Origin of the sequence: Pseudomonas veronii (assembly GCF_002028325.1) — a bacterium.
Taxonomy (GTDB): Bacteria; Pseudomonadota; Gammaproteobacteria; order Pseudomonadales; family Pseudomonadaceae; genus Aquipseudomonas; species Aquipseudomonas veronii.
In genome coordinates this window covers 1-24011 of sequence record NZ_CP018420.1, presented here as the reverse complement: position 1 = coordinate 24011, position 24011 = coordinate 1, and the positions used below count along the sequence as shown (strand labels likewise).

Annotated in this window: 19 protein-coding genes; 8 read left to right on the top strand and 11 right to left on the bottom strand. The window is 58.8% G+C overall.

Annotated features, from left to right (window positions below; translation table 11 throughout):
• Positions 1–22: 22 nt before the first annotated feature.
• Positions 23–580: a DNA-3-methyladenine glycosylase I gene (locus PverR02_RS00095; protein WP_017848961.1), complete on the bottom strand. Its 558-nt coding sequence runs from the start codon at positions 578–580 to the stop codon at positions 23–25.
• Positions 581–661: 81 nt separating this feature from the next.
• On the opposite strand from PverR02_RS00095, the gene glyQ reads away from it, so the two are divergent.
• The 4 genes from glyQ (at position 662) to PverR02_RS00075 (ending at position 5058) form a co-directional block, all read left to right on the top strand.
• Complete coding sequence (gene glyQ, locus PverR02_RS00090; RefSeq protein ID WP_003213601.1) at positions 662–1615, top strand: glycine--tRNA ligase subunit alpha; 954 nt, start codon at positions 662–664, stop codon at positions 1613–1615.
• Positions 1612–3666, top strand: coding sequence for a glycine--tRNA ligase subunit beta (gene glyS / locus PverR02_RS00085; protein ID WP_079442536.1), 2055 nt, complete (start codon positions 1612–1614; stop codon positions 3664–3666). The genes glyQ and glyS overlap by 4 nt, the downstream gene beginning before the upstream one ends.
• Positions 3666–4205 carry a D-glycero-beta-D-manno-heptose 1,7-bisphosphate 7-phosphatase gene (gene gmhB / locus PverR02_RS00080; protein ID WP_174630492.1) on the top strand — a complete coding sequence of 180 codons (540 nt, stop codon included), beginning with the start codon at positions 3666–3668 and terminating at the stop codon, positions 4203–4205. Before glyS ends, gmhB begins: the two co-directional genes overlap by 1 nt.
• A gap of 82 nt (positions 4206–4287) precedes the next feature.
• Positions 4288–5058, top strand: a complete 771-nt coding sequence (locus PverR02_RS00075; RefSeq protein WP_046381565.1) for a lysophospholipid acyltransferase family protein — start codon at positions 4288–4290, stop codon at positions 5056–5058.
• Between the two features lie 182 nt (positions 5059–5240).
• Here the strand turns inward: PverR02_RS00075 and PverR02_RS00070 are convergent, their stop codons facing one another.
• Positions 5241–7514 carry a CHASE2 domain-containing protein gene (locus PverR02_RS00070; protein ID WP_079442535.1) on the bottom strand — a complete coding sequence of 758 codons (2274 nt, stop codon included), beginning with the start codon at positions 7512–7514 and terminating at the stop codon, positions 5241–5243.
• 437 nt (positions 7515–7951) lie between these two features.
• Here PverR02_RS00070 and PverR02_RS00065 point away from each other — a divergent pair, with 437 nt between their 5' ends.
• Positions 7952–8674, top strand: a complete 723-nt coding sequence (locus PverR02_RS00065; protein ID WP_017848955.1) for a response regulator transcription factor — start codon at positions 7952–7954, stop codon at positions 8672–8674.
• Between the two features lie 32 nt (positions 8675–8706).
• Here the strand turns inward: PverR02_RS00065 and PverR02_RS00060 are convergent, their stop codons facing one another.
• The 4 genes from PverR02_RS00060 to PverR02_RS00045 all read right to left on the bottom strand — a co-directional run bounded on the left by PverR02_RS00060 (position 8707) and on the right by PverR02_RS00045 (position 11921).
• Positions 8707–9636: a LysR family transcriptional regulator gene (locus PverR02_RS00060; protein WP_079442534.1), complete on the bottom strand. Its 930-nt coding sequence runs from the start codon at positions 9634–9636 to the stop codon at positions 8707–8709.
• A gap of 115 nt (positions 9637–9751) precedes the next feature.
• Complete coding sequence (locus PverR02_RS00055) at positions 9752–10525, bottom strand: SDR family oxidoreductase (protein WP_057004922.1); 774 nt, start codon at positions 10523–10525, stop codon at positions 9752–9754.
• Positions 10526–10808: 283 nt separating this feature from the next.
• Positions 10809–11159: a hypothetical protein gene (locus tag PverR02_RS00050; protein WP_046381569.1), complete on the bottom strand. Its 351-nt coding sequence runs from the start codon at positions 11157–11159 to the stop codon at positions 10809–10811.
• 414 nt (positions 11160–11573) lie between these two features.
• Positions 11574–11921, bottom strand: coding sequence for a hypothetical protein (locus PverR02_RS00045; protein ID WP_017848951.1), 348 nt, complete (start codon positions 11919–11921; stop codon positions 11574–11576).
• A 200-nt stretch (positions 11922–12121) separates the two neighbouring features.
• Between PverR02_RS00045 and PverR02_RS00040 the strand changes: the two genes are divergently transcribed.
• Positions 12122–13324 (top strand): cytochrome P450, encoded by a 1203-nt coding sequence (locus PverR02_RS00040; RefSeq protein ID WP_057004921.1) that lies wholly within the window; start codon positions 12122–12124, stop codon positions 13322–13324.
• A gap of 85 nt (positions 13325–13409) precedes the next feature.
• On the opposite strand, the gene norR is transcribed toward PverR02_RS00040, so the two are convergent.
• Complete coding sequence (gene norR, locus PverR02_RS00035) at positions 13410–14933, bottom strand: nitric oxide reductase transcriptional regulator NorR (protein ID WP_079442533.1); 1524 nt, start codon at positions 14931–14933, stop codon at positions 13410–13412.
• Positions 14934–15093: 160 nt separating this feature from the next.
• On the opposite strand from norR, the gene norV reads away from it, so the two are divergent.
• A complete protein-coding gene (gene norV / locus PverR02_RS00030) occupies positions 15094–16536 on the top strand; it encodes an anaerobic nitric oxide reductase flavorubredoxin (RefSeq protein ID WP_079442532.1) in 1443 nt (480 codons plus the stop codon).
• Positions 16533–17666, top strand: coding sequence for an NADH:flavorubredoxin reductase NorW (gene norW / locus PverR02_RS00025; protein ID WP_079442531.1), 1134 nt, complete (start codon positions 16533–16535; stop codon positions 17664–17666). Before norV ends, norW begins: the two co-directional genes overlap by 4 nt.
• 139 nt (positions 17667–17805) lie before the next feature.
• On the opposite strand, the gene gyrB is transcribed toward norW, so the two are convergent.
• Genes gyrB through dnaA form a run of 4 tightly spaced genes read right to left on the bottom strand, consistent with a single transcriptional unit; the run spans position 17806 to position 24011 of the window.
• The gene (gyrB, locus tag PverR02_RS00020; RefSeq protein ID WP_017848946.1) at positions 17806–20223 is read right to left on the bottom strand and encodes a DNA topoisomerase (ATP-hydrolyzing) subunit B; all 2418 of its coding nucleotides are present in this window, start codon (positions 20221–20223) and stop codon (positions 17806–17808) included.
• Between the two features lie 4 nt (positions 20224–20227).
• The gene (gene recF, locus PverR02_RS00015; protein WP_010565854.1) at positions 20228–21331 is read right to left on the bottom strand and encodes a DNA replication/repair protein RecF; all 1104 of its coding nucleotides are present in this window, start codon (positions 21329–21331) and stop codon (positions 20228–20230) included.
• 20 nt (positions 21332–21351) lie between these two features.
• A complete protein-coding gene (gene dnaN, locus PverR02_RS00010) occupies positions 21352–22455 on the bottom strand; it encodes a DNA polymerase III subunit beta (protein WP_017848945.1) in 1104 nt (367 codons plus the stop codon).
• A gap of 38 nt (positions 22456–22493) precedes the next feature.
• Complete coding sequence (gene dnaA, locus PverR02_RS00005) at positions 22494–24011, bottom strand: chromosomal replication initiator protein DnaA (RefSeq protein WP_026140277.1); 1518 nt, start codon at positions 24009–24011, stop codon at positions 22494–22496.

The window sequence follows — 24011 nt, the reverse complement described above, 5'->3', positions numbered from 1 at the left end:
TGTGGTGCGCAAAGCACGCATTCTAACCGGCGTTGGCCAAGTCCGCGTAACGGTCGCAGTCCTGAGTGTGGTCCATGACCATGCCCGAGGCCTGCATGAACGCGTAGCAAATGGTCGGCCCGACGAAGGTGAAACCGGCTTTTTTCAGCGCGCGGCTCATGGCCTCGGCTTCGGCGGTAATCGCCGGGACTTCGCTGCGGTCCTTGAAGTGATTGACCTTGGGCACGCCGCCGACAAACGACCACAGCAGCCCCACCGGGTCCTCCAGCGCCAACCAGGCCGCGGCGTTGCGGCGGGTGGCGTTGAGCTTCAGACGATTGCGCACGATGCCTGGGTCGAGCATCAACGCTTCGATCTCGGCATCGCTCAGCCGCGCCAGGCGCTGTGCATCAAAACCGAACAAGACCTTTCGATAATGCTCGCGTTTGCGTAAAACGGTGATCCAGGACAGGCCCGCCTGGAACCCTTCGAGCAAAAGTAACTCGAACAAACCCTGCGCATCGCGCAGCGGCGTTCCCCACTCCTGATCGTGATAAGCCATGTACAGCGGATCTTCAGAACACCAAAAGCAGCGTGGCATAAGGCTCCAGGGGATGGTGGCGCGGCCGAATCGGGTATACTCCCGCTCTTTAAATCGCAGCCCAAGTAACAGGTGAATTTCGTGAGCCAGCCTACGCCAGCCGTGCGTACCTTCCAAGACTTGATCCTCGCCCTCCAGCAGTACTGGGCCGAGCAAGGTTGTGTGGTACTTCAGCCCTACGATATGGAAGTAGGCGCCGGCACTTTCCACACCGCTACATTCCTGCGGGCCATCGGCCCGGAAACCTGGAACGCCGCTTATGTGCAGCCCAGTCGGCGCCCGACTGACGGCCGCTACGGCGAAAACCCGAACCGTCTGCAGCATTACTACCAGTTCCAGGTGGTATTGAAGCCGAACCCGGACAACTTCCAGGAGCTGTACCTCGGCTCGCTGAAACATGTCGGCCTCGACCCGTTGGTCCACGACATCCGTTTCGTCGAAGACAACTGGGAATCGCCGACCCTGGGCGCCTGGGGCCTGGGCTGGGAAGTCTGGCTGAACGGCATGGAAGTCACGCAGTTCACCTACTTCCAGCAAGCGGGCGGCATCGAGTGCTACCCGGTGACCGGCGAGATCACCTACGGTCTCGAGCGCCTGGCCATGTACCTGCAAGGCGTGGATTCGGTCTACGACCTGGTGTGGGCAGACGGCCCGTTCGGCAAAGTGACCTACGGCGATGTGTTCCACCAGAACGAAGTGGAGCAGTCGACCTATAACTTCGAACACGCCAACGTCGAGAAGCTGTTCGAACTGTTCGACTTCTATGAAAGCGAAGCCAAGCGCCTGATCGAACTGGACCAGCCGCTGCCGTTGCCGAGCTATGAAATGGTGTTGAAGGCGTCCCATACCTTCAACCTGCTGGACGCCCGCCGCGCCATCTCGGTGACCGCGCGCCAGCAATATATTCTGCGTGTTCGCACCCTGGCGCGTTCCGTCGCCCAAGCCTACCTGCTGGCTCGCGCCAAGCTGGGCTTCCCGATGGCAACCCCGGACCTGCGTGATGAAGTGTTGGCTAAGCTGGAGGCTGCACAATGAGTGCTCAAGATTTTCTGGTTGAACTGGGCACCGAAGAGCTGCCACCCAAGGCACTGAACACCCTGGCCGATGCGTTCCTGGCCGGTATCGAAAAAGGCCTGCAAAGCGCCGGCCTGAAGTTCGAGGCGAAAAAAGTCTACGCCGCGCCGCGTCGCCTGGCGGTGTTGCTGACCGCGCTGGAAACCCAGCAGCCGGACCGCAGCATCAACCTCGACGGCCCGCCACGCCAGGCCGCCTTCGACGCCGAAGGCAACCCGACCCAAGCAGCGCTGGGCTTTGCCAAGAAGTGTGGCGTCGATCTGAGCGAGATCGACCAAAGCGGCCCGAAACTGCGTTTCAGCCAGGTCATCAAAGGCAAGCCGACCGCCAGCCTGTTGCCGACCATCGTCGAAGACTCCCTGAACGACCTGCCGATCCCCAAGCGCATGCGCTGGGGTGCGCGCAAGGAAGAGTTCGTGCGTCCGACCCAGTGGCTGGTGATGCTGCTCGGTGACCAGGTCATCGATTGCACCATCCTTGCCCAGAAAGCCGGCCGCGATTCCCGTGGTCACCGCTTCCACCACCCGCAAAGCGTGCGTATCACCGCGCCGGCCAACTACCTCAACGACCTGCGCGCCGCCTATGTGCTGGCCGACGCCAACGAGCGTCGCGAGCTGATCAGCAAGCGCACCGAAGAGCTGGCCCGCCTGCAGGAAGGCACCGCCATCGTGCCGCCAAGCCTGTTGGACGAAGTGACCGCCCTGGTTGAATGGCCGGTGCCGCTGGTGTGCTCGTTCGAAGAACGCTTCCTCGATGTGCCGCAAGAAGCGCTGATCACCACGATGCAGGACAACCAGAAGTACTTCTGCCTGCTGGACGTGGACGGTAAGTTGCTGCCGCGCTTCATCACCGTGGCCAACATCGAAAGCAAGGACCCGCAGCAGATCATCGCCGGTAACGAAAAAGTCGTGCGCCCGCGCCTGACCGACGCCGAGTTCTTCTTCAAGCAAGACAAGAAGCAGAAGCTCGAAGACTTCAACCTGCGCCTGCAAAACGTGGTGTTCCAGGAAAAACTCGGCAGCGTCTACGACAAGGCTGTGCGCGTTTCCAAACTGGCCGCCTACATTGCCCCGCGCATTGGCGGTGACGCTGCCTGGGCTGCGCGCGCAGGCCTGCTGTCCAAGTGCGACCTGGCCACCGAGATGGTCGGCGAGTTCCCGGAAATGCAAGGCGTTGCCGGTTACTACTACGCCCTCAACGACGGCGAGCCGGACGATGTCGCCCTGGCCCTGAACGAGCAGTACATGCCGCGCGGTGCCGGCGCCGAGTTGCCGAGCACCCTGACCGGTGCGGCCGTGGCCATTGCCGACAAGCTGGATACCCTCGTCGGGATCTTCGGCATCGGCATGCTGCCTACCGGCAGTAAAGACCCGTATGCCCTGCGCCGTGCGGCCCTGGGCGTACTGCGGATCCTGATCGACAAGAAGCTCGACCTCGACCTGACCCAGGCCGTGGTGTTCGCGGTCGGCCAGTTCGGCGGCAAGGTCAAGCAAACCGGCCTGGCCGAGCAAGTGCTGGAGTTCGTGTTCGACCGCCTGCGTGCGCGTTACGAAGACGAAGGCGTGGACGTTTCGGTGTACCTGTCGGTACGTGCCCTGCAACCGGGTTCGGCGCTGGACTTCGACCAACGCGTGCAAGCCGTGCAGGCCTTCCGCAAACTGCCGGAAGCCGACGCCCTGGCCGCCGTGAACAAGCGCGTGTCGAACCTGTTGAGCAAGGCCGACAACCTTGGCAATGCCGATGTCGACCCAGGCCTGTTCGCCGATGCCAAGGAGTTCTCGCTGAACTCGGCCATCGCCAAGGCGGAAAATGCGGTGAAACCGTTGATCGCCGAACGCAACTACGCCGAAGCACTGGCGCGCCTGGCCACCTTGCGCGAGCCGGTGGATGCGTTCTTCGAAGCGGTGATGATCAATGCCGAAGATGCCGGCGTGCGGAAAAACCGCTACGCCATGCTGGCGCGTCTGCGCGGTCTGTTCATCAACATCGCTGACATTTCCGTATTGGGCTGATCATGTTGAAACTGCTGATTCTCGATCGGGACGGGGTGATCAATTACGACTCCGACGCTTACATCAAGTCGGTGGAGGAATGGATCCCACTGCCCGGCGCGATCGAGGCCATCGCGCAGTTGAGCAAAGCCGGCTGGACGGTGGCCGTCGCCACCAACCAGTCCGGCATCGCCCGCGGCTACTACGACATCGCTACCCTGGACGCCATGCACGCGCGCTTGCGCACGTTGGTGGCGGAGCAGGGCGGTGAGGTGGGGCTGGTGGTGTACTGCCCCCACGGGCCGGATGAGGGCTGCGATTGCCGCAAACCCAAGCCTGGCATGTTGAAAATCATTTCAGAACATTACAACGTGCCCCTGGCTGGGCTATGGTTCGTCGGGGACAGCCTCGGTGACCTGGAGGCGGCCAAAGCCGTCGACTCTCAGCCAGTTTTGGTAAAGACCGGGAAAGGCGAAAAGACCCAGGCGAAAAACCTGCCGGTAGGCACCTTGATTTTTGACGATCTGGCGGCGGTTGCCGCAGAACTTATCAACAACTAGCCGCCCTCGACTGCCTGACCAAGGACTGTTCGGGAGTGCGCCTTCAACAGGCGGGCTGTGTCCCGCAACGGTAAATGCCGCCATGTCGATTTTGCAGGCCATCAGAACCTTCTTCTTTTACCTGCTGTTGGGCACCAGTTCGTTTCTCTGGTGCACCCTGAGCTTTTTTATCGCGCCTTTTCTGCCGTTCAAGGCGCGCTATCGCTTCATCAACGTCTATTGGTGCCGCTGCGCGCTGTGGCTGAGCAAGGTGTTCCTGAACATCCGCTTCGAGGTCAAGGGCGCGGAAAACGTCCCGGATCAGCCCTGCGTGATTCTGTCGAACCACCAGAGCACGTGGGAGACGTTCTTCCTCTCGGCGTACTTCTCGCCCCTGAGCCAAGTGCTCAAGCGCGAGCTGCTGTATGTGCCGTTCTTCGGCTGGGCGATGGCGATGCTGCGCCCGATCGCCATCGACCGCGACAACCCCAAGGCGGCACTCAAGCACGTGGCCAAAAAGGGCGACGAGCTGCTCAAGGACGGCGTCTGGGTGCTGATCTTTCCGGAAGGTACGCGTGTGCCCTACGGCACCGTCGGCAAGTTCTCACGTGGCGGCACGGCATTGGCCGTCAACGCCCACCTGCCTGTGTTGCCGATTGCACATAATGCCGGCAAGTACTGGCCAAAAACCGGTTGGGCAAAACGTGCAGGCACCATCACCGTGGTGATCGGGGAACCGATGTACGCCGAAGGTGAAGGGCCGCGTGCAATTGCCGCACTGAATGACCGCGCCGCCGCCTGGAATGAAGCCCAGCAACGCGCCATGGGTTCGCTGCCGCCGGAGCCGGTGGCGGTGGACACGCCGGTGGCCTGAGCATCTGTGGATAACCTGTGTACGGTTTGTTGGCAAAATGGCATTTTCTCTTCATAACAAGATGATTTTATTAGATATTTCCTGAACTCATAAAAATACTAAAAACGTGCATAAGTTTTTTTTGGATAAAAAAACCGGTCCTTGAGACCGGTTTTTTATACACAGCGCAAAAGCACGTGTTGTCAGTCTTCCAACTGGGGCAGCTGCAGGGTGAATGTGGTGCCCTTGCCCACCACGCTTTCGCAGCAGATACGGCCACCGTGCCGCTCCACAACGGCCTTGACCATGGTCAGGCCCAACCCAAGGCCTTCGCTGCCCTGGGCGGAATCGAAGCGGCGGTACTGGCTGAACAGTTCCGGCAAGTCCTTTGCCGCAATGCCCGGGCCCTGGTCGCTGATGCGACACTCCAGCCAACCTTGCGCGCTGCCGTGGCTCAACCTCACGGTGGTGCCGGCCGGCGAGTATTTGATCGCGTTCTCCAGCACGTTGAACAACGCGCGGGTGAGCAGGGATTGATCGGCCGACACCATGCCTTCATCCGCTTCATCCAGGTCGTGGATCAACTGGATGCCCTTGAGCTGCGCAATCACCGCCACCTGATCGAACGCATCCATCACCAGCATGGCAAACAGGCTTGGCTGGAAGTGATAGCCGTCAGCCTCGGCTTTCGCCAGTTGTACGAATGATTCGGTGAGGCTCAAGGCGCGTCGAACCTGCTGCTCGATCTGGGCAAACACCGGCGACTCCGCGTTATGCACATCCAGCAACGCGAGGATCGCCGAGTGCGGCGCGCGCAGGTCGTGGGACAGGAAGCGCAGCATGGTTTCGCGGTGTTGCTGGGCTTCGCGCTCCTTGCTCAAGTCGGTCAGGCTGAGCAGCCAGCCGAGGGCGACATCGCCTTCGGCGGGCAGCAAGGGTGCGATTTCCATGCGCAGGCTGCGTTGGTGGATGTCCCGGAACTCGACGATTTCCAGGGCGGACAAGGCAGGGCGCACGCCGTTATGCAGGGGTGGATAACCCAGGTCGGCGAGCTGCTCGAGCAGGTTTTGGTTGACCAGATCATTGCCGAATACGTCGCGGGCAATACGGTTGGCCAACAGGATGTTGCCCCGCGGGTCGGTGATCAGGGTCGCCACCGGCAGGCATTCGAGGCCATCGGCCATGAAGCGTCGGGTGTCACGGGTGCGGCTGACGGCCTGCTCCAGGGCAAAGATGCGCCCTTGCAACACATCGCCTTTGTTCGCGGGCGCTCGGCGGCGTTCGGGCAGCACCTTGGGTTCGTTGTCCAGGCGCGCCAGTTCCCAGCCAAAGTAGGCAAGGATCACGCTCAGGCGGCGCCAGTTCCAGATCAGGTAGCTAAGCAACATACCGATCAGGCAGGCCGCGGGCGACCACCAATGGCCAAGGCGTAACAGCGCCCACGCGCCGAGCAACGCGCCGGCCATGCAACCCAAGGTCATCCACAGCGCGTAACGTGGGCGGTACAGCAAAAGGCCGAGCAACAACGCCACCCAGGCCGTGGCGATCAGTGCCGCGAGCCAGCCGGGGAGGTCGACGATGCTGCGCTCCTGCAGCAAGCCGTTGAGCACATTGGCCTGGATTTCCACACCGGCGGTGGTATCCGGAGTGGAGGAGAGCGGCGTCACAAAACGGTCCCCCAGCCCATAGGCGCTGGCGCCCACCAGGATCAGGCGGTCGCGCAGCAATTCGGCCGGCACTTCGCCGTGCAATACGCTGGCGTAGGACACACTGGGAAACCCATGCGGCTCAGACGTGGACGGGACGCGAACTCTATATTCCCGATGCCAGCGCTGACTGTTGGGTTGTTCGCTGCGTCCCGGCATTTGCGCGGTTTGCCCGCTCAACATATACGCCAGCCATGCCAACTGCGGCAGGGTGTTCCCAGGCGGGCCTTCACGCAGATACAGGCCGCGGACGGCACCGTCGCTGTCTGCTTCGACGTTGATATGGCCCAGCCCCTTGGCGCAATTGAGCAGCGGCAACAGCTGTTCGCCCGGCTGGCTCGCGCCGCCATCACGTTCCAGGGGAAGCAAAACATTCCCGGCGTTGCACACGGCATTGGCCAGGCGCTGGTCATCCGTGGCGTTGCGCGGCTCACTGAAGATCACATCGAACAAGATACCCGCGGGTTGGGCAGCGCTCAGACGGTTGATGACGTCGGCATGCAGGCTGCGCGGCCATGGCCATTGGCCGAGCTTTTTCAGGCTCTGGTCATCGATGGTCACCAGCAAAATGCGCGGATCGACCGGCAGAGGGGTCAGGCGGCGCAGGCCGTCATACAGCGGGTTATTGAAGGCCAGGCCCGCACTTGAGGACAAATATGCAGTAAAGGGCAGCAACACCAGGCCAATCCACAGCCACTCCCGAAACAGGCCATGGAACAACAACTGCGCCTGGGTGGGCTGGCGTTTTTCGGCCTTGCGCCACAGCATCACAGGGCGACCGCCAGGAACCCGCACCGCTGCTGAAAATGGACAGTTGAAGATGTCATAGACCCGGTTTCTCCCTCCAGGTGGTGCGCGGTGTGGTGCTGAACCCAGTGAAGCTCATTTTGATCGCCCCGGGGTTTTTCCTGAATGCGTTCGTTGAAACATACCGTACATCGGGGCGCAGTATCAGCTACCCGCACGGCTATGCAATGCCAGCGGCACTGATCCTTTTCCTTACGCACGGGAGTCGGTATCTTTCCCCCTGAGTCGCATGGTTTTTCAAAGCGTTAACGGCCCTTTGATATCAGCGTACCGAGAGATCCAAAGGGTCGTTGAATCTGAGCACAATTCTTCAGATTCAATGACTGGCATCTGCGCAGCAAGGACGCCCGCTCTTCGACCGGCCGACAGCTGAAATATTTCCAAGTAGAAAGGACCCACCCATGCGTGTCGCAATACTGGATGACGAACCCGCTGAATTGCAGCGGGTGGAACAGACACTGCGACAGATCCCCAGCAACCTGGAACAGCCTTGGTCTGTGCATTGCTTCGAACGCGGTGAGGACCTGCTGCGCCAACTGCGCCGGGAAACCTTCGACCTGCTGATCCTCGACTGGCAGCTGCCCGACATCAGCGGCATCGCCTTGTTGCGCTGGACCCGTGAACACATGGAATCGCCCCCGGCCGTGATCATGCTTACCAGCCGCGATGCCGAAAGCGATATCGTCACCGCCCTGAACAGCGGCGCCGACGATTACGTCAGTAAACCCTTTCGCCCGAATGAACTCAAAGCCCGGGTCAACGCCGTCCTGCGCCGCCACGGTCTGCAAAAGTCGGCGACGTCTGAAGTGCAAAGTTTCAACGACCTGACCTTTGACGACGCCGAACTGACCGTCACCCGTGCGGGCAAACCGATCAACCTGACCGAACGCGAATACCGCCTGGCCAGTTGCCTGTTCGCCAACCTGGCGCGGCCGTTGTCTCGCGAGTATCTGTATGAGCGGTTCTGGAGCCATGAAGAAATGGTCTCGTCGCGGCCGCTAGACACACATATCTATCGGCTGCGGAACAAGCTGGGGTTAACCGCGGATCGGGGTTGGCAGTTGTTGACGATCTATGGATACGGCTACCGGTTGGAGAGTGTGGCGGCCGCTTCAGCGGGTTAAAAATGCCGATGTTCCACGTGGAGCATTTGGCTTTATTGATGCAGAGAGACGTGGCGGCTATCCAAATACGGCCGCATCAATGCCTCGAACCACTCGTGGAACACATCCAGTCGCTGCGAACGCTGCCGGCGGTGCGGGTAGAGCAGGGATACCGGCATCGAAGCGGCACAGTAACTCGACATGACCTCCACCAGTTGTCGTGAGTCCAGCAGGTGTTGGACGTCGAAGCGCGGGATCTGGATCAACCCCAACCCTGCAAGGCAGCAAGCGATATAGCTTTCGGCATTGTTCACGATCACCCGGCTCGGTACGTCGAACCGCTGCACGCTGCCGTCGCCGGACAGGTATTCCCAAGGCAGTTCCTTGCCCGACTTCGGCGACGCATAGCCGATGGTCCAATGTCCGTCGAGTAGCTGCGCAGGTTGCTGAGGCTCTCCATGCTCAAGCAGATAGGCCGGGCTCGCACAATTGATCAAGGCAATCTGACCCAGCGACCGCACCACAAGACTGCTGTCATGCAGCGCGCCAACGCGCACCGCGCAGTCCACACCTTCCTGCACCAGATCGATGGCCCGGTCGGTCGAACCCAAAATCAATTGAAGCAGGGGATGACAACGCAACAGGCCGGGCAGCGCTGGCGCGATGACGCGGCGGGCAATGCGGCTGGGCACATCGATGATCAGCCGGCCGGAAACTTGCCGCTGGCTGGCCTGGAATAACTGGTCGATGTCTTCGACGTTGCACAACACCGGGCGCACACGGCTGAGCAATTGCTCCCCATCGGGTGTCAGCCGTACCTGCCGCGTCGTGCGATGCAGCAGGCGCACGCCCAGTTGAGCCTCTAACTGCTGGATGGCCGCAGACACCGACGCTCGTGGCATCTCCAGCGCGTTGGCAGCTTTGATGAAGCTGCCCATCTCGGCCACTTTGGCGAATACGCGGTACTGGTCGAATCTGTCCATGTATCTGCCCTGCCGATGGTCCCGACGTCAGCCTGCCCAGGGGCGCCTGCTCTGCGTCGATTGTACGGCGCCCCAGCAGCGGATGGCGACGAAGATCACACTGCGGATAATGGATTTACTTGGTGGTGTACCCGCCATTGATGAGAATGGTCTGGCCGGTGATCCACCAGCCGTCACTGACCAGATGGCGAATAAAAGGCACCACATCCTCGATGTCGGTCAGGCCTGTTTTGCTGAACGGCGAGAGCGCGGCGGCGGTCTTGTGATAGGCCACCGCGTCGGCGCCTTCGGCCGGGTAGAAGAACGGCGTATCCATCGGCCCCGGACCGACCGCTGTCACCGAAATGCCGCGGGCGCCCAATTCCTTGGAGGCCGCTCGGGTGTAGTGTTCGACCGGCGCCTTGGTGCCGGCATAAGCGGCATAGAACGGCGTGAAGGCGCCCAGCAGCGACGTCACTATCGTGCAGATCTTGCCATGGTCGTTGAGGTGCTTGCCCGCCTCCTTGAGGAAGAAGAAAGCGGTCTTGGAGTTGACCGCGCTCATCTCGTCGTATTCGGCTTCACTCACCTCGGCCATCGGTTTCTTGAGCACCTTGCCAACGGTGTTGATGGCGATGTCGGGTTTGCCGACCGCGGCGATGGTATCGGCGAACAACCTCTCAATGGCGCCGGCCGTCGTCAGATCCCCCTGCAGCGCGACGGCCTGTGCGCCGCTGGCCTGAACGGCGGCAACCGTGGCATCGGCATCAACCTTGGACGCGGCGCTGTTGTAATGGATCGCGACAGCCTTGGCACCCTGTGCGGCCATATCACGGGCGATGAGACCGCCAAGGTTCTTCGCGCCACCCGCGATGAGAACGACTTTGCCTTTAATGGAATGGTCTGCCATGGAGAATCTCCTTCACGAATCGATGGAGAATCGAGATTAGGCCGCTTCAACGCGGCGATAAACCGTGGATGACTGGATGAATAGTCCAGAAAAACACCCCAATCAGGCAGATTGGAGTGGGGAAGGTCACGTAATAAAAACCCGGATCGAATGCAAAAAAAGCCCGCGATTTGGCGGGCTCTTTTCGTGATGTTCAGCTAATCGGTGAGGATTAGCCGAACCATCTATGTGTGCAACTCCACGGAGGGCCTGGAATGCTTGGGAAGACGCAGACGGGAGGCTCTTACTCCTCAGATGCCACCAGTCGCACACCTTTACGGGTGACCTGTTGCCCGACTTCAAAACGCCCATTGGGTGAGCGCACCGTACTAATCTCGCCTTGCGCGTTTTTCACTTCATAAGCGGTTTCAGACTTGCCAATGCCTCCTTGCACCGCGCTGCCGGCAAAAAAACCGCCAGCTGCGCCGACTAATGCTCCAATCGGGCCGCCTACCGCGCCAACCATCATTCCGGTCAGAACGCCGACCCCCTTGCCGGCGGTTGTGTCGGGGACTACACGGATTATCTGGTCTGCCTGGCATAGCGGAGACAGCAGTGTACACAGGGTGAAACTGAGCGCGATGGTACGAGTCATGAGATTGTCCCTTTGGGGTTTGCGTTAAGTTCATGACTCAATACACAAACCGGGCCAACAATTTTATTGTTTAATATCAACTAGTTAAATAACAACACTGTCATTATGACCTAACTCCAAAAAAGTCATAATGACAAAGGAATAGTCAATATGACTTCCTATCGCCAGTTGAGGCAATTTGTTGAAGGGAGGGGTTGAACAGTGCTCAACGCTCTACAGAGCCGCTTTGCGTCATGAGCGAAGATCGAGTTGTTGCACTTGAGATAGCGTTGAAACGGTGATGGCGATCGACAGAAATAATGGAATTGATATTGATCAACTATGCAGACAATCAATTGGCGCGATAATCGCAGCGGCGCAATGACCTGGGCTCTAACGTTCAAACCCCACATTGAGGGCCCAGGTTATCTGGAATCAAAAAGGCAGCGGCAGGGGGAGGGCAACGGCATTCAGATGGCCCAGGAAGAGAAAGCCCGAAACCAATACCGCGTTGATCGACCAGGCCACCGTGAGGAAACGAGCGATCTGACCGTAGAGGGGGTCACTGACATTATCCGCATTGCGCCATACCGCATTGAGCATGCACGCGGTGTAGGCCACAAAACCCAGCAGCATTAGACCAAACAGGGAGGGTGCAACTTTGTTGAATGCGACCAGAATCAGGCCAAACAGTACATTGCTGAGCACCACCCCGTAGAGCCAGAACACCACCCACAGCGCAGTGCTGCCCTGCGAGTTTACCCACTGCTGAAGCTTACTCATCACAACCCCCTGGCTAGCTAATAGCCGATTTTCCCTATAAGCCCGTACAGACTTCACCCAAGTGATGCCGACGTAGGGACGTCGTGCATGGTTTCAGTCTAGCGGGTATTTCCTACATGTCCCGACCGAGTACAAGTAGGCCGACAAACCTTGCTTCCTTGTTTCCGGGTTCTCAGCGGGACGGGTTTATGGAGTAAACGATGGACAAGAAATCGCTACCGGATTGGGATCCCAGGTCTGAAGCCGTATTAAAGGATCAGACGACAGCCTATGACGACATGCGCCACCGTTGCCCGGTCGCACACAGTCAATATGGCTATACGTCGTTATTCAGGCATGCGGATGTGCTGCGCGTACTTAACGATCATGAAACCTTCAGTAATGCCGTCTCGCGTTTCCCCGCGGTCCCCAACGGAATGGATCCGCCCGAACATACGGCGTACCGGAACCTCATCGAGCGTTATTTCAGCCCGGAGCATATGGATGCCTTTGCGCCGACGTGCCGTGACATAGCGGTTCGTCTGGTGCAGGCGTTACCGGATGAAGGCCGTGCAGAACTGATCGGCGAATTTGCCCAGATTTTTGCGTTGCAGATCCAGTGTGCCTGGCTGGGTTGGCCGGCGGATTTTCATGAACCGCTGCGCCTGTGGACGCTGAAGAATCACTCGGCCACGCTGTCCAGAGACGAGGCGGCCCTGAGTGCCGTGGCCCTTGAGTTTGACGGTTACATCAAGGATCTGCTGGACGTGCGCCGTACCGCTGGCGCTGCTGCGTCGCATGACATCACGACCCTCTTGCTACGCGACCAGTCCTTGGGAAGGCCCCTGACGGACGACGAGATCGTCAGCATTCTACGTAACTGGACAGTCGGCGAACTCGGAACCATTTCCGCCTCGGTCGGCATTCTTGCGCACTATCTGGCGACCAACTTCGGGTGGCAGCAGCGATTGCGCGAACAACCCGCGCTGTTACCCGTCGCCATTGATGAAATACTGCGTATTCACGCACCACTGATCATGAACCGTCGGGTGACTACGAAAGAGGTCACGCTGGGCGGGCGCACGCTGGCGAAGGGTTCGCGTATTGCCCTCAACTGGGCGTCTGCCAATCGGGACGAAGCGGTCTTTGGAGATCCCGATGAATTGCGCCTCGATCGCGATCCCGAGCTGAACCTGCTCTATGGCGCCGGCATTCATGTCTGCCCCGGTGCGCCGCTTGCCAGACTGGAGCTACGGATCGTGATGGAGGAACTGCTTGGACGCACCAGCCGGATTACGCTGGCGCCGGATAAAGAACCAGTGAACGCGTTTTTCCCTGCCGGCGGGTTTTCTTCTCTACACCTGCAGATTCAGAAACCGCCGTCTCAACCGCTGGGCGCCGGCCTTCCCCCCGAGATCCGATAGCGTTTTATGCTGGACAGCTTAGCGGCGAGCTCGACATGTGGGTCAGCATGACTGACCTGCATTGAGCCCTGATCGGCCGCGAGTGTTATTTCAAACCGAGCCGCTTCGCCAGTCGGTGCAGGTTGGCCACATCCATATCGAGCATTCGCGCACAGGCAGACCAGTTATCTGCGCAATTTTTCAGCGTGTTTTCAATCAGCTGACGCTGGAAGCTATCCGTCGCGTCCCGTAGGCATTGGCCAACGCTGCTGGAAGGAACATCCACAGCAACAGGCAGTATCGCCAGCTGTTCGGGGACTTGATTGAAATGCTGTGCTTCCAGCAGCAGCTCTTCACTTTGCTGGGTCGCACGAGCAAGGATTGTCGCTCGATAAACAGCATGTTCCAGTTCGCGAACGTTTCCTGGCCACGAGTACTGCTTGAGCAACGACAGGCAACCGGCAGCCAGCGCCACCCGTTGCAATCCCATGCGTACCCGGCTCTGCTCGCAGAAAAAACCCGCTAGCAATGTGATGTCCTGCCCACGCTCACGCAGTGGCGGCACATGCACAGGGAACACGCTTAAACGGTGGAACAGGTCGACCCGGAAGCGATTGTTCAGCACCTCCTGCTTCAGGTCACGATTGGTCGCGGCAAGCACCCTTACGTTGACCCGCAAGACGGTATCGTCACCGACCCGTTGCAGGTCGCCGTATTGCAATACCCGCAGCAGTTTTGCTTGCAGGCTCAGCGACAGTTCACCGATTTCGTCGAGGAACAGTGTGCCGTTATCGGCCATTTCGAACTTCCCGGTGCGATGATGGATCGCCCCGGTGAAGGCACCTTTGACATGGCCGAACAACTCACTTTCAGCCACTGACTCCGGCAGCGCAGCGCAGTTTAGATAGACCACAGGGTGACTGGCGCGTGATGAACCTTCATGTATCGCCTTGGCGACCAGTTCCTTGCCAACCCCGGTTTCTCCAGTGATCAAAACGTTCAGGTCGGAACCTGCCACCATTTCGATCTCTCTTTTCAACTGTTGCATGACCTCGCTGAGCCCGACCATTTCGGTGCCGGGTTTGCCCGCCGGGACATGACTGATGGAGAGAGGTGTAATGGTCTGACTCTCGAGTTGCTCGACCAGCAACGCATTGGTCAAGGCAGCAGAAGCGAGGGCGCCCACCAGTCGCAGCTCTTCGTCGCTGAAGTGATCAAACTGTGCCGGGTCCATGCCATCGATCGTCAGCGCGCCAATCAGTGTCTGGTCCGCGAACAACGGTAACCCGATGCAGGCATGTACTTTGAGGTCCTGCCGGCTGGGGATCAGGCCGTCATAGGGATCAGGCAAATGACTCTCTGCCGGAAAGCGCACCACGTCACCGGCGCGGGCGATGGCTTCCAGACGCGGATGGGCATCAAGGCTGAAGCGGCGCCCCAGAACATCCGGTGCCAGGCCATCGATCGCCAGCGGACGGAACAGTCGCTGTTCATAACGTAACAAGGCAGAGGCGTCGCAACCCAGCAATTGGCGCAGGGTATTGATCAGACGTTGAAAGCGGTCCTGATGGGAAATGCCGCTTTGCAGCTCAATAGCGATGCGTGCCAGGGATTCAACGGAGAGACTCATGGTTTGTCACTTTGACAATGAATTAGTCATAAAGACAATAGTCGGGCAATGTCATATTGACAATCTCTGTTTTATTTTTCCTTTAAAATCAATGATTTATTATGTGGCACGAAGGTTGCCATCTTCGGTGTAGAACATCATTTCTATACCGAGGTAGGTCATGTCAATTCACGTCAAAAACAACATTCATTGGGTCGGTCAGCGCGATTGGGAAGTGCGGGACTTTCATGGCACAGAATACAAATGCCACAAAGGTAGCAGCTATAACAGCTACCTGATCCGTGAAGAAAAGACCGTACTGATTGATACGGTTGATCACAGGTTCAGTCGGGAGTTCATACAGAACCTGGCGATGGAAATCGACCTGAACACGCTGGACTGTATCGTCATCAACCATGCGGAAGAGGACCATGCAGGAGCGCTGACAGAGTTGATGTCGCTGATCCCGAATACGCCGATCTATTGCACCGCCAATGGCGTGGACTCGATCAACGGTCATCACCATCATCCCGAGTGGAATTTCCACGTCGTCCATACCGGCGACACCCTGGATGTCGGCAATGACAAACAGCTGGTTTTCGTGGAAACCCCGATGCTGCATTGGCCGGACAGCATGATGACGTACATGACCGGCGATGCCGTTCTGTTCAGTAACGACGCCTTTGGCCAGCATTACTGCGACGAACACCTGTTTAATGATGAAGTGGATCAAAACGAACTGTTCGAACAGTGCCAACGCTACTACGCCAATATCCTCACCCCATTCAGCCGCCTGGTCATTGCCAAGATTACCGAGATCCTCGGTTTCAACCTGCCGGTCGATATGATTGCCACCGCTCATGGCGTGGTGTGGCGTGATAATCCGACGCAGATCGTGCACCGCTATCTGGAATGGGCGGCGGACTATCAGGAGGATCGAATCACCCTGTTCTACGACACCATGTCGAACAACACCCGCATGATGGCCGATGCCATCGCGCAGGGTATTCACGAAGTCGATCCAGGTGTGGCGGTGAAGATTTTCAACGTCGCGCGCCACGACAAGAATGAGATTCTGACCAACGTGTTCCGCTCAAAAGGCGTTTTGGTGGGCTCGTCCACCATGAACAACGTGATGATGCCGAAAGTCGCCGCGCTGCTGGAGGAAATAACCGGGCTGCGTTTTCGTGACAAAAAGGCTTCGGCGTTTGGCAGTTACGGCTGGAATGGCGGGGCGGTAGACCGTATCCAGACGCGCTTGATGGACGCCGGTTTTGAAACCACATTGGCGCTCAAAGCCAAGTGGCGGCCGGACGGCGAGGCGCTTGAGGTTTGCCGGGCTCATGGCCGCGAAATCGCTCGGCAATGGGCGCTGCATCCATCGACGGCTGCACATGTCGCACCCGCTGCAGCCACCGCAACTGCCCAGGCAGACCCCATCGCGGACAACGGCCTGCGCATGCGGTGCAGTGTCTGCCAATGGATTTACGACCCCGCGATCGGCGAGCCGATGCAGGATGTGCAGGCCGGTACGGCCTGGTGTGATGTGCCTGATTACTTCCTGTGCCCTGAATGTTCAATGGGTAAATCGGTATTCGATGAGCTGCCTTCGGAGGCGACATGAACCGGGAAATCGTCATTGTGGGCTCCGGCTTCGCGGCTCGTCAGGTGGTCAAGAACTTGCGCCGGCTCGATGCGGCGGTGCCCATTCGATTGATCGCTGCAGACAGTTGCGATGAGTACAACAAGCCCGACCTGAGTCACGTCGTCAGTCTCAATCAGACTGCCGATGACATGACTCGCCAGCCTGCGGCAGAGTTTGCCGAGATGTATCGGTTGACCCTGAACTCGTGCTGCCAGCTCACTGCGATTGATCGCGAAAACCAGCGTGTTAGCACCGGGAATGAGGCATTCAGCTACGACCAACTGATTCTCGCCACGGGGGCGCAAGCCATGGTTCCGCCGATTCCCGGGCGGGAGTGGATGGTGACTCTGAACAGCCAGCAGGAATACCGTCACGCACAACATGCACTGCGGGCTGCACAGCGCGTACTGATCCTCGGGGCCGGCTTGATTGGCAGTGAACTGGCCATGGACATCAATCGTGCCGGAAAGCAGGTGGTGCTGATGGACAAGTCCTGCAGCCTGCTCGCATCGTTGCTTCCTGTTGAGGTGAGCAGCCGCCTGCAGCACCGGTTATGCCAGATGGGTGTGGAGATGCTGTTTAACCAGGCGTTGGTATCCATTGAAAAGAGAAACGATGGCCTGTTGGCGACGTTGTCCAACGGCCGACACATCAGCGCCGATGTGATCGTTGCCTCAATTGGGTTGAAACCCGATACGACGTTAGCCACACAGGCTGGCTTACGAGTGGACCGCGGCATTGAAGTTGATGAACGCATGTGTACCTCTGACCCACGCATATTCGCCGTTGGCGATTGCGCGCAAATCCAGGGCAAGCTACTGCCGTTTCTGCAACCTATCCAGGTAAGCGCCATGACCCTCGCGCGTAATGTGCTGGGTGGGAATGAGGAAGTTAAGTTCCCGGTGATGCTGGTGAAGGTCAAGACTCCGGAAATGCCGCTGCACCTGGCCGGAGAAACCAGCCGCAAGGACTTGCAATGGCAGATCAGCCTTGAGGCACAGGGGCTGATAGCAAGAGGCATGGATATGGCAGGGCAGTTACGTGCGTTCGTCGTCAGTGAAGACCAAATGAAGCAGGCCTTTACGTTACTACGGCAACTCTCGTTGTGAATCCAATTGGCAGAGCTCTCGCGCGTTCCTGGACATACGGGCAAAAAAAGGCCAACCCGCAGGGGTTGGCCTTTTTTTGTAGCGCGGCGAAAGCAGCATAGTGTGAACGTCAGCTGCTTTTGTGAGTTCCTACACCCGATCAGAAATCCAGGTTAGACACCGCCAAAGCATTACTCTCGATGAAGTCACGGCGAGGCTCGACCGCATCACCCATCAGGGTGTTGAAGATCTGATCTGCGCCGATGGCGTCTTCGATGGTCACGCGCAGCATACGGCGCTGAGCGGGGTCCATGGTGGTTTCCCACAGTTGATCCGGGTTCATCTCGCCCAGACCTTTGTAGCGCTGGATGGTGTGACGCTTGGTGCTTTCGGCCATCAGCCAGTCAAGGGCTTCCTTGAATTCCCTGACCTGCTTCTTGCGTTCGCCACGTTGGATATAAGCGCCATCGTCCAGCAGGGTGCTCAGTTGTGCGCCCAGGGTGACCACGGTTTTGTAGTCGTTGCTGCCGAAGAAGTCGCGGTTGAAGGTGACGTAGTTGGACAGGCCGTGGGAGATCAATTCGACCTCGGGCAGCCACACGTTACGTTCACGGTCTTCGCGCAGGCTGGCTTTGTACACCAGGCCGGATTTCTCGACGGTGCGCAGACGCACTTCGTACTGGGCCAGCCAATCCTGCATCGCTGCGTGATCGCCCAACTGCTCCAGGCTCACGGCCGGCAGGTAGATGAAGTGCTCGGTCAGCTCCTGAGGGTACAGGCGCGACAGACGCTTGAGCGTCTTCATGACCATGCGGAAGTCGTTGACCAGACGCTCCAGCGCCTCACCGGAAATGCCCGGTGCTTCTTCGTTCAAGTGCAGGCTGGCGTCTTCCAGGGCCGACTGCGTCATGTATTCTTCCATGGCGTCGTCGTCTTTGATGTATTGCTCTTGCTTGCCCTTTTTGACTTTGTACAACGGCGGCTGGGCGATGTAGATGTAGCCGCGCTCGATCAGCTCCGGCAACTGACGGAAGAAGAAGGTCAGCAGCAGGGTACGGATGTGCGAACCGTCGACGTCAGCATCGGTCATGATGATGATGTTGTGATAGCGCAGCTTGTCGATGTTGTATTCGTCGCGGCCGATACCGCAGCCCAACGCCGTGATCAACGTGCCGACTTCCTGGGAGGAAATCATCTTGTCGAAGCGTGCTTTCTCGACGTTGAGGATCTTACCCTTCAACGGCAGGATGGCCTGGGTGCGACGGTTACGACCCTGCTTGGCGGAACCGCCAGCAGAGTCACCTTCCACCAGATACAGCTCGGAGAGGGCAGGGTCCTTCTCCTGGCAGTCAGCCAGTTTGCCCGGCAGGCCGGCGATGTCCAGCGCGCCTTTGCGGCGGGTCATCTCACGGGCTTTACGCGCGGCTTCACGGGCACGCGCTGCGTCGATCATCTTGCCGACAACCAGCTTGGCTTCGTTCGGGTTTTCCAGTAGGAAGTCGGAGAAGTACTTGCCCATCTCCTGTTCCACGGCGGTCTTCACTTCGGAAGACACCAGCTTGTCTTTGGTCTGGGAGCTGAACTTAGGGTCCGGTACTTTCACCGAAATAATCGCAGTCAGACCTTCACGCGCATCGTCACCGGTGGTGGCAACTTTGTGCTTCTTGGCCAGGCCTTCGGCTTCGATGTAGGTGTTCAGGTTACGCGTCAGTGCGGAACGGAAACCCACCAGGTGAGTACCGCCGTCGCGCTGCGGAATGTTGTTGGTGAAGCACAACAGGTTCTCGTTGAAGCTGTCGTTCCACTGCAGGGCGATTTCCACGCCGATGCCGTCTTCACGCTGGACGTTGAAGTGGAACACCTGGTTGACCGGAGTCTTGTTGGTGTTCAGGTATTCAACGAACGCACGCAGGCCGCCTTCGTACTTGAACAGCTCTTCCTTGCCGCTGCGCTCATCCTTGAGGACGATGCCGACACCGGAGTTGAGGAAGGACAGTTCACGAATCCGCTTGGCCAGGATGTCCCAGCTGAAGTGGATGTTCTTGAAGGTTTCGTCAGAAGGACGGAAGTGAATCTGGGTACCGGTAGTTTCGCTTTCGCCAACAACCTTCATCGGTTCCTGCGGAACACCGTGAACGTAGGTCTGCTCCCAAATCTTTCCGCTGCGACGCACAGTCAGCACCAGCAATTCGGAGAGGGCGTTTACTACGGAAACACCTACGCCGTGCAAACCACCGGATACTTTGTACGAGTTGTCGTCGAACTTACCGCCGGCGTGGAGCACGGTCATGATGACCTCTGCCGCCGAAACGCCTTCTTCTTTATGCACGTCTACCGGAATGCCACGACCGTTGTCGCGCACGGTGATGGACTCATCCGGGTGAATGATAATGCTGATGTCGTCGCAGTGACCGGCGAGAGCTTCGTCGATGGAGTTGTCGACCACCTCGAACACCATGTGGTGCAGACCGCTACCATCATCGGTGTCGCCAATGTACATACCGGGACGTTTGCGTACGGCATCCAAACCTTTCAGCACTTTAATGCTGGTCGAGTCGTACGTGTTTTCTTCGCTCATGCCTTCACTCCCGATGGTCGTGGGTCTGGGTGATACGGCCTTGTTCCACGTGGAACAAAGCGACTGGCGTTTCCGTCTGCCAGCCTTCCCTCAATAATTCGTGGTCTACACAGGTGATAAACACCTGGCAGCGTAAGTCTTCCAACAAGCGGCATAACGCTCGGCGGTGTTGCTCGTCGAGTTCTGACGGCAAATCATCCACCAGATAAATACATTGACCGCGCCGGGCCTGGCTAACCAAATGCCCTTGGGCGATACGCAATGCACATACCACCAGTTTCTGCTGGCCGCGGGACAAGATATCCGCGGCATTATGTGCGCCTAACCTAAGACGCAAATCAGCGCGCTGGGGGCCGGCCTGGGTGTGGCCGATTTGCTGATCCCGCTGCAAGGACGTGGCGAGCACTGCACTCAGTTCACGCTCTTTGTCCCAACCGCGGTAGTAGCTCAGCGTCAGCCCTTCGAGGTCCAACAACTCACTCAAGGTCTGCTCAAAGACTGGTTTCAAGGCTTTGATATAGGCGCGGCGGTATTCATCTATTTCGTCGCTGGCCAGGCACAGTTCCCGGTCCCAGGCTGCTTGCGACGCGGCGTCAAGTGTACCATGCCGCAGCCATGAGTTCCGCTGCCGCAAGGCCTTCTGCAGGCGCTGCCAAGTGGCCATGAAGCGCGGTTCCACGTGGAACACTCCCCAATCGAGGAACTGCCGGCGGATTTTCGGCGCGCCTTCGAGCAAACGGAAACTGTCGGGGTTGATCAGTTGCAGCGGCAGGATTTCCGCCAACTGCGCCGCGCTGCGAGCATTTTGCCCGTCGATGCGGATCTGAAACTCGCCCCCGCGATCACGGGATATCCCCAGGCTGCTATGGCCACCTTCAGCCAACTCGACCTGGCCAAACACCGTACACGCCAGTTGTTCGTACTGAATCACCGGCAACAGGCGGGCACTGCGGAAAGACCGGGCAAGCCCCAACAAATGGATGGCTTCCAGCACGCTGGTTTTTCCACTGCCGTTGGCGCCATGGAGGATATTGATGCGGGGGGAGGGGGAGAAGGTCACCGGGTGCAGATTGCGCACCGCGGTGACCGAGACGCGACTGAGGGACATCTAGCTTCTGCTGAGCATGATTACAGACGCATCGGCATAACAACGTAAGCCGAGTCATCGTTGTCGGATTCTTGCACCAGCGCACTGCTGTTGGAGTCGGACAGAATCAGGCGAACCTGTTCGGTGGTCATCACACCCAGCACGTCGAGCAAGTAGCTCACGTTGAAGCCGATTTCCAGCGAACCGCCGTTGTAGTCGACGCCCACTTCTTCTTCCGCTTCTTCCTGTTCCGGGTTGTTGGCCTGGATCTTCAGTTGGCCGTTGGCCAATTGCAGGCGAATACCCCGGTACTTTTCGTTGGACAGAATCGCAGTACGGCTGAACGCCTCACGCAGGGCCTGACGATCACCAACCACCAGCTTGTCGCCACCCTTAGGCAGTACACGCTCGTAATCCGGGAACTTGCCGTCAACCAGCTTGGAGGTGAAGGTGAACTCGCCGGTGGTGGCGCGGATGTGATGCTGGCCCAGGACGATGCTGACGATACCGTCCGGCTCGGTGAGCAAACGCGCCAGTTCAAGGATACCTTTGCGCGGCACGATCACCTGATGACGGTCCGGCTGACCGATATCGGCCTTCATCGAACACATGGCCAGGCGGTGACCGTCGGTAGCCACGGCGCGAATAATGCCTTCCGACACTTCCAGCAACATACCGTTGAGGTAATAGCGCACGTCCTGCTGGGCCATGGCGAAGCTGGTGCGCTCGATCAAACGACGCAGTTTGCTTTGCTCCAGGCTGCAGGTCAGCGAACCCGGGCCTTCTTCCACAGTCGGGAAGTCATTGGCCGGCAACGTCGACAAGGTGAAGCGACTGCGGCCGGCCTTGACCACCAGCTTCTGCTCATCGACCTTGATGTCGATCAGCGCGTCGTTGGGCAAGCTTTTGCAGATATCCATCAGCTTGCGCGCGGGCACGGTGATCTCGCCAGGTTCAGCGGGCTCTTCCAGCTGAACGCGACCCACCAGTTCGACTTCCAGGTCGGTGCCGGTCAAGGACAATTGCTGGCCCTCGACAACCAGCAATACGTTGGAAAGCACCGGCAAGGTCTGTCGGCGCTCGACGACGCCTGCGACCAGTTGCAGGGGTTTCAACAGGGCTTCGCGTTGAATGGTGAAGTGCATGGTCTAGTCCCTTGCCTTAATAAGCTGCGCTGGTGTCATCAAGTAGTCAGTGTACGCAGCAGGTTCTTGTAGTCCTCGCGAATATCCGCGTCGGATTCCTTAAGCTCGTTGATCTTGCGGCATGCGTGCAAGACCGTGGTGTGGTCGCGACCACCGAAGACATCGCCGATTTCCGGCAGGCTGTGGTTGGTCAACTCTTTGGAGAGTGCCATGGCCACCTGACGCGGACGTGCCACCGAGCGCGAACGGCGCTTGGACAGCAGATCGGAAATCTTGATCTTGTAGTACTCGGCCACGGTGCGTTGGATGTTATCCACACTCACCAGTTTGTCCTGCAGAGCCAGCAGGTCTTTCAGGGATTCGCGAATCAGCTCGATGGTGATGTCGCGGCCCATGAAGTGCGAGTGCGCGATGACCCGCTTGAGCGCGCCTTCCAGCTCACGCACGTTGGAGCGAATGCGTTGGGCGATGAAGAACGCGGCATCGTGGGGCAGATCGACTTTGGCCTGATCGGCCTTTTTCATCAGGATCGCCACGCGGGTTTCCAGCTCCGGTGGCTCGACCGCCACGGTCAGGCCCCAGCCGAAGCGCGACTTCAAGCGCTCTTCCAGGCCTTCGATTTCCTTCGGGTAGCGGTCGCTGGTCAAGATGACCTGCTGGCCGCCTTCGAGCAGGGCGTTGAAGGTGTGGAAAAACTCTTCCTGGGAACGTTCCTTGCGCGCGAAGAATTGAATGTCATCGATCAGCAAGGCATCCACGGAACGGTAGAACCGCTTGAACTCGTTGATAGCGTTGAGCTGCAGGGCCTTGACCATGTCAGCCACGAAGCGCTCCGAGTGCAGGTACACGACCTTGGCATTCGGGTTCTTCTTTAATAGATGGTTACCCACCGCGTGCATCAAGTGCGTCTTACCCAGGCCAACGCCACCATAAAGGAACAGCGGGTTGTAACCGTGCTTGGGGTTGTCGGCGACTTGCCAGGCGGCCGCGCGGGCCAGCTGGTTGGATTTACCCTCGACGAAGTTCTCAAAGGTAAAGGTGCGGTTCAGGTAGCTGGTGTGCTTGAGCGCGCCTTCGACCTGCACGGTGCGCTGCTCGGCGCGAACCGGTGCTTGCTGGGAACTGGCACCCGCCATCGGATCGAAGCTGTCGCGGGACGGCTCTTCATTGGCCGGCGCGTTTTTCTGGGCCGACGATTTCGAAGGCGTCGGCGCGGGAGCCGGCGCGTGGTTGACCGGAGCCGTCACCGCCTGGGCTTGCGACGCGGCAGCCGCCAATGGCGCATTCGGCGCAGCGCGAGGCGCGGAGCTACGTTTGCTGCCTATTAATAAGGAGAGCACGGGCGCGAGGCCGTTGCCATGTTCATCGAGCAATTCGAGAACGCGGCTCAGGTACTTCTCGTTGACCCAGTCGAGAACAAAACGGTTGGGTGCGTAGACGCGCAACTCGTCGCCTTCGGCTTCGACCTGTAGCGGACGGATCCAGGTGTTGAATTGCTGGGCAGGCAGCTCATCGCGCAAAAGCTCTACGCACTGCTGCCAAAGTTCCACTGACAC

Coding starts and splice junctions, on each gene's coding strand:
- PverR02_RS00040 (WP_057004921.1), top strand. CDS start 12,122: ATGGACAAGAAATCGCTACCGGATTGGGATCCCAGGTCTGAAGCCGTA.
- PverR02_RS00055 (WP_057004922.1), bottom strand. CDS start 10,525: ATGGCAGACCATTCCATTAAAGGCAAAGTCGTTCTCATCGCGGGTGGC.
- gyrB (WP_017848946.1), bottom strand. CDS start 20,223: ATGAGCGAAGAAAACACGTACGACTCGACCAGCATTAAAGTGCTGAAA.
- recF (WP_010565854.1), bottom strand. CDS start 21,331: ATGTCCCTCAGTCGCGTCTCGGTCACCGCGGTGCGCAATCTGCACCCG.
- PverR02_RS00050 (WP_046381569.1), bottom strand. CDS start 11,159: ATGACTCGTACCATCGCGCTCAGTTTCACCCTGTGTACACTGCTGTCT.
- PverR02_RS00095 (WP_017848961.1), bottom strand. CDS start 580: ATGCCACGCTGCTTTTGGTGTTCTGAAGATCCGCTGTACATGGCTTAT.
- PverR02_RS00060 (WP_079442534.1), bottom strand. CDS start 9,636: ATGGACAGATTCGACCAGTACCGCGTATTCGCCAAAGTGGCCGAGATG.
- glyS (WP_079442536.1), top strand. CDS start 1,612: ATGAGTGCTCAAGATTTTCTGGTTGAACTGGGCACCGAAGAGCTGCCA.
- PverR02_RS00075 (WP_046381565.1), top strand. CDS start 4,288: ATGTCGATTTTGCAGGCCATCAGAACCTTCTTCTTTTACCTGCTGTTG.
- norV (WP_079442532.1), top strand. CDS start 15,094: ATGTCAATTCACGTCAAAAACAACATTCATTGGGTCGGTCAGCGCGAT.
- PverR02_RS00065 (WP_017848955.1), top strand. CDS start 7,952: ATGCGTGTCGCAATACTGGATGACGAACCCGCTGAATTGCAGCGGGTG.
- norW (WP_079442531.1), top strand. CDS start 16,533: ATGAACCGGGAAATCGTCATTGTGGGCTCCGGCTTCGCGGCTCGTCAG.
- PverR02_RS00045 (WP_017848951.1), bottom strand. CDS start 11,921: ATGAGTAAGCTTCAGCAGTGGGTAAACTCGCAGGGCAGCACTGCGCTG.
- dnaN (WP_017848945.1), bottom strand. CDS start 22,455: ATGCACTTCACCATTCAACGCGAAGCCCTGTTGAAACCCCTGCAACTG.
- norR (WP_079442533.1), bottom strand. CDS start 14,933: ATGAGTCTCTCCGTTGAATCCCTGGCACGCATCGCTATTGAGCTGCAA.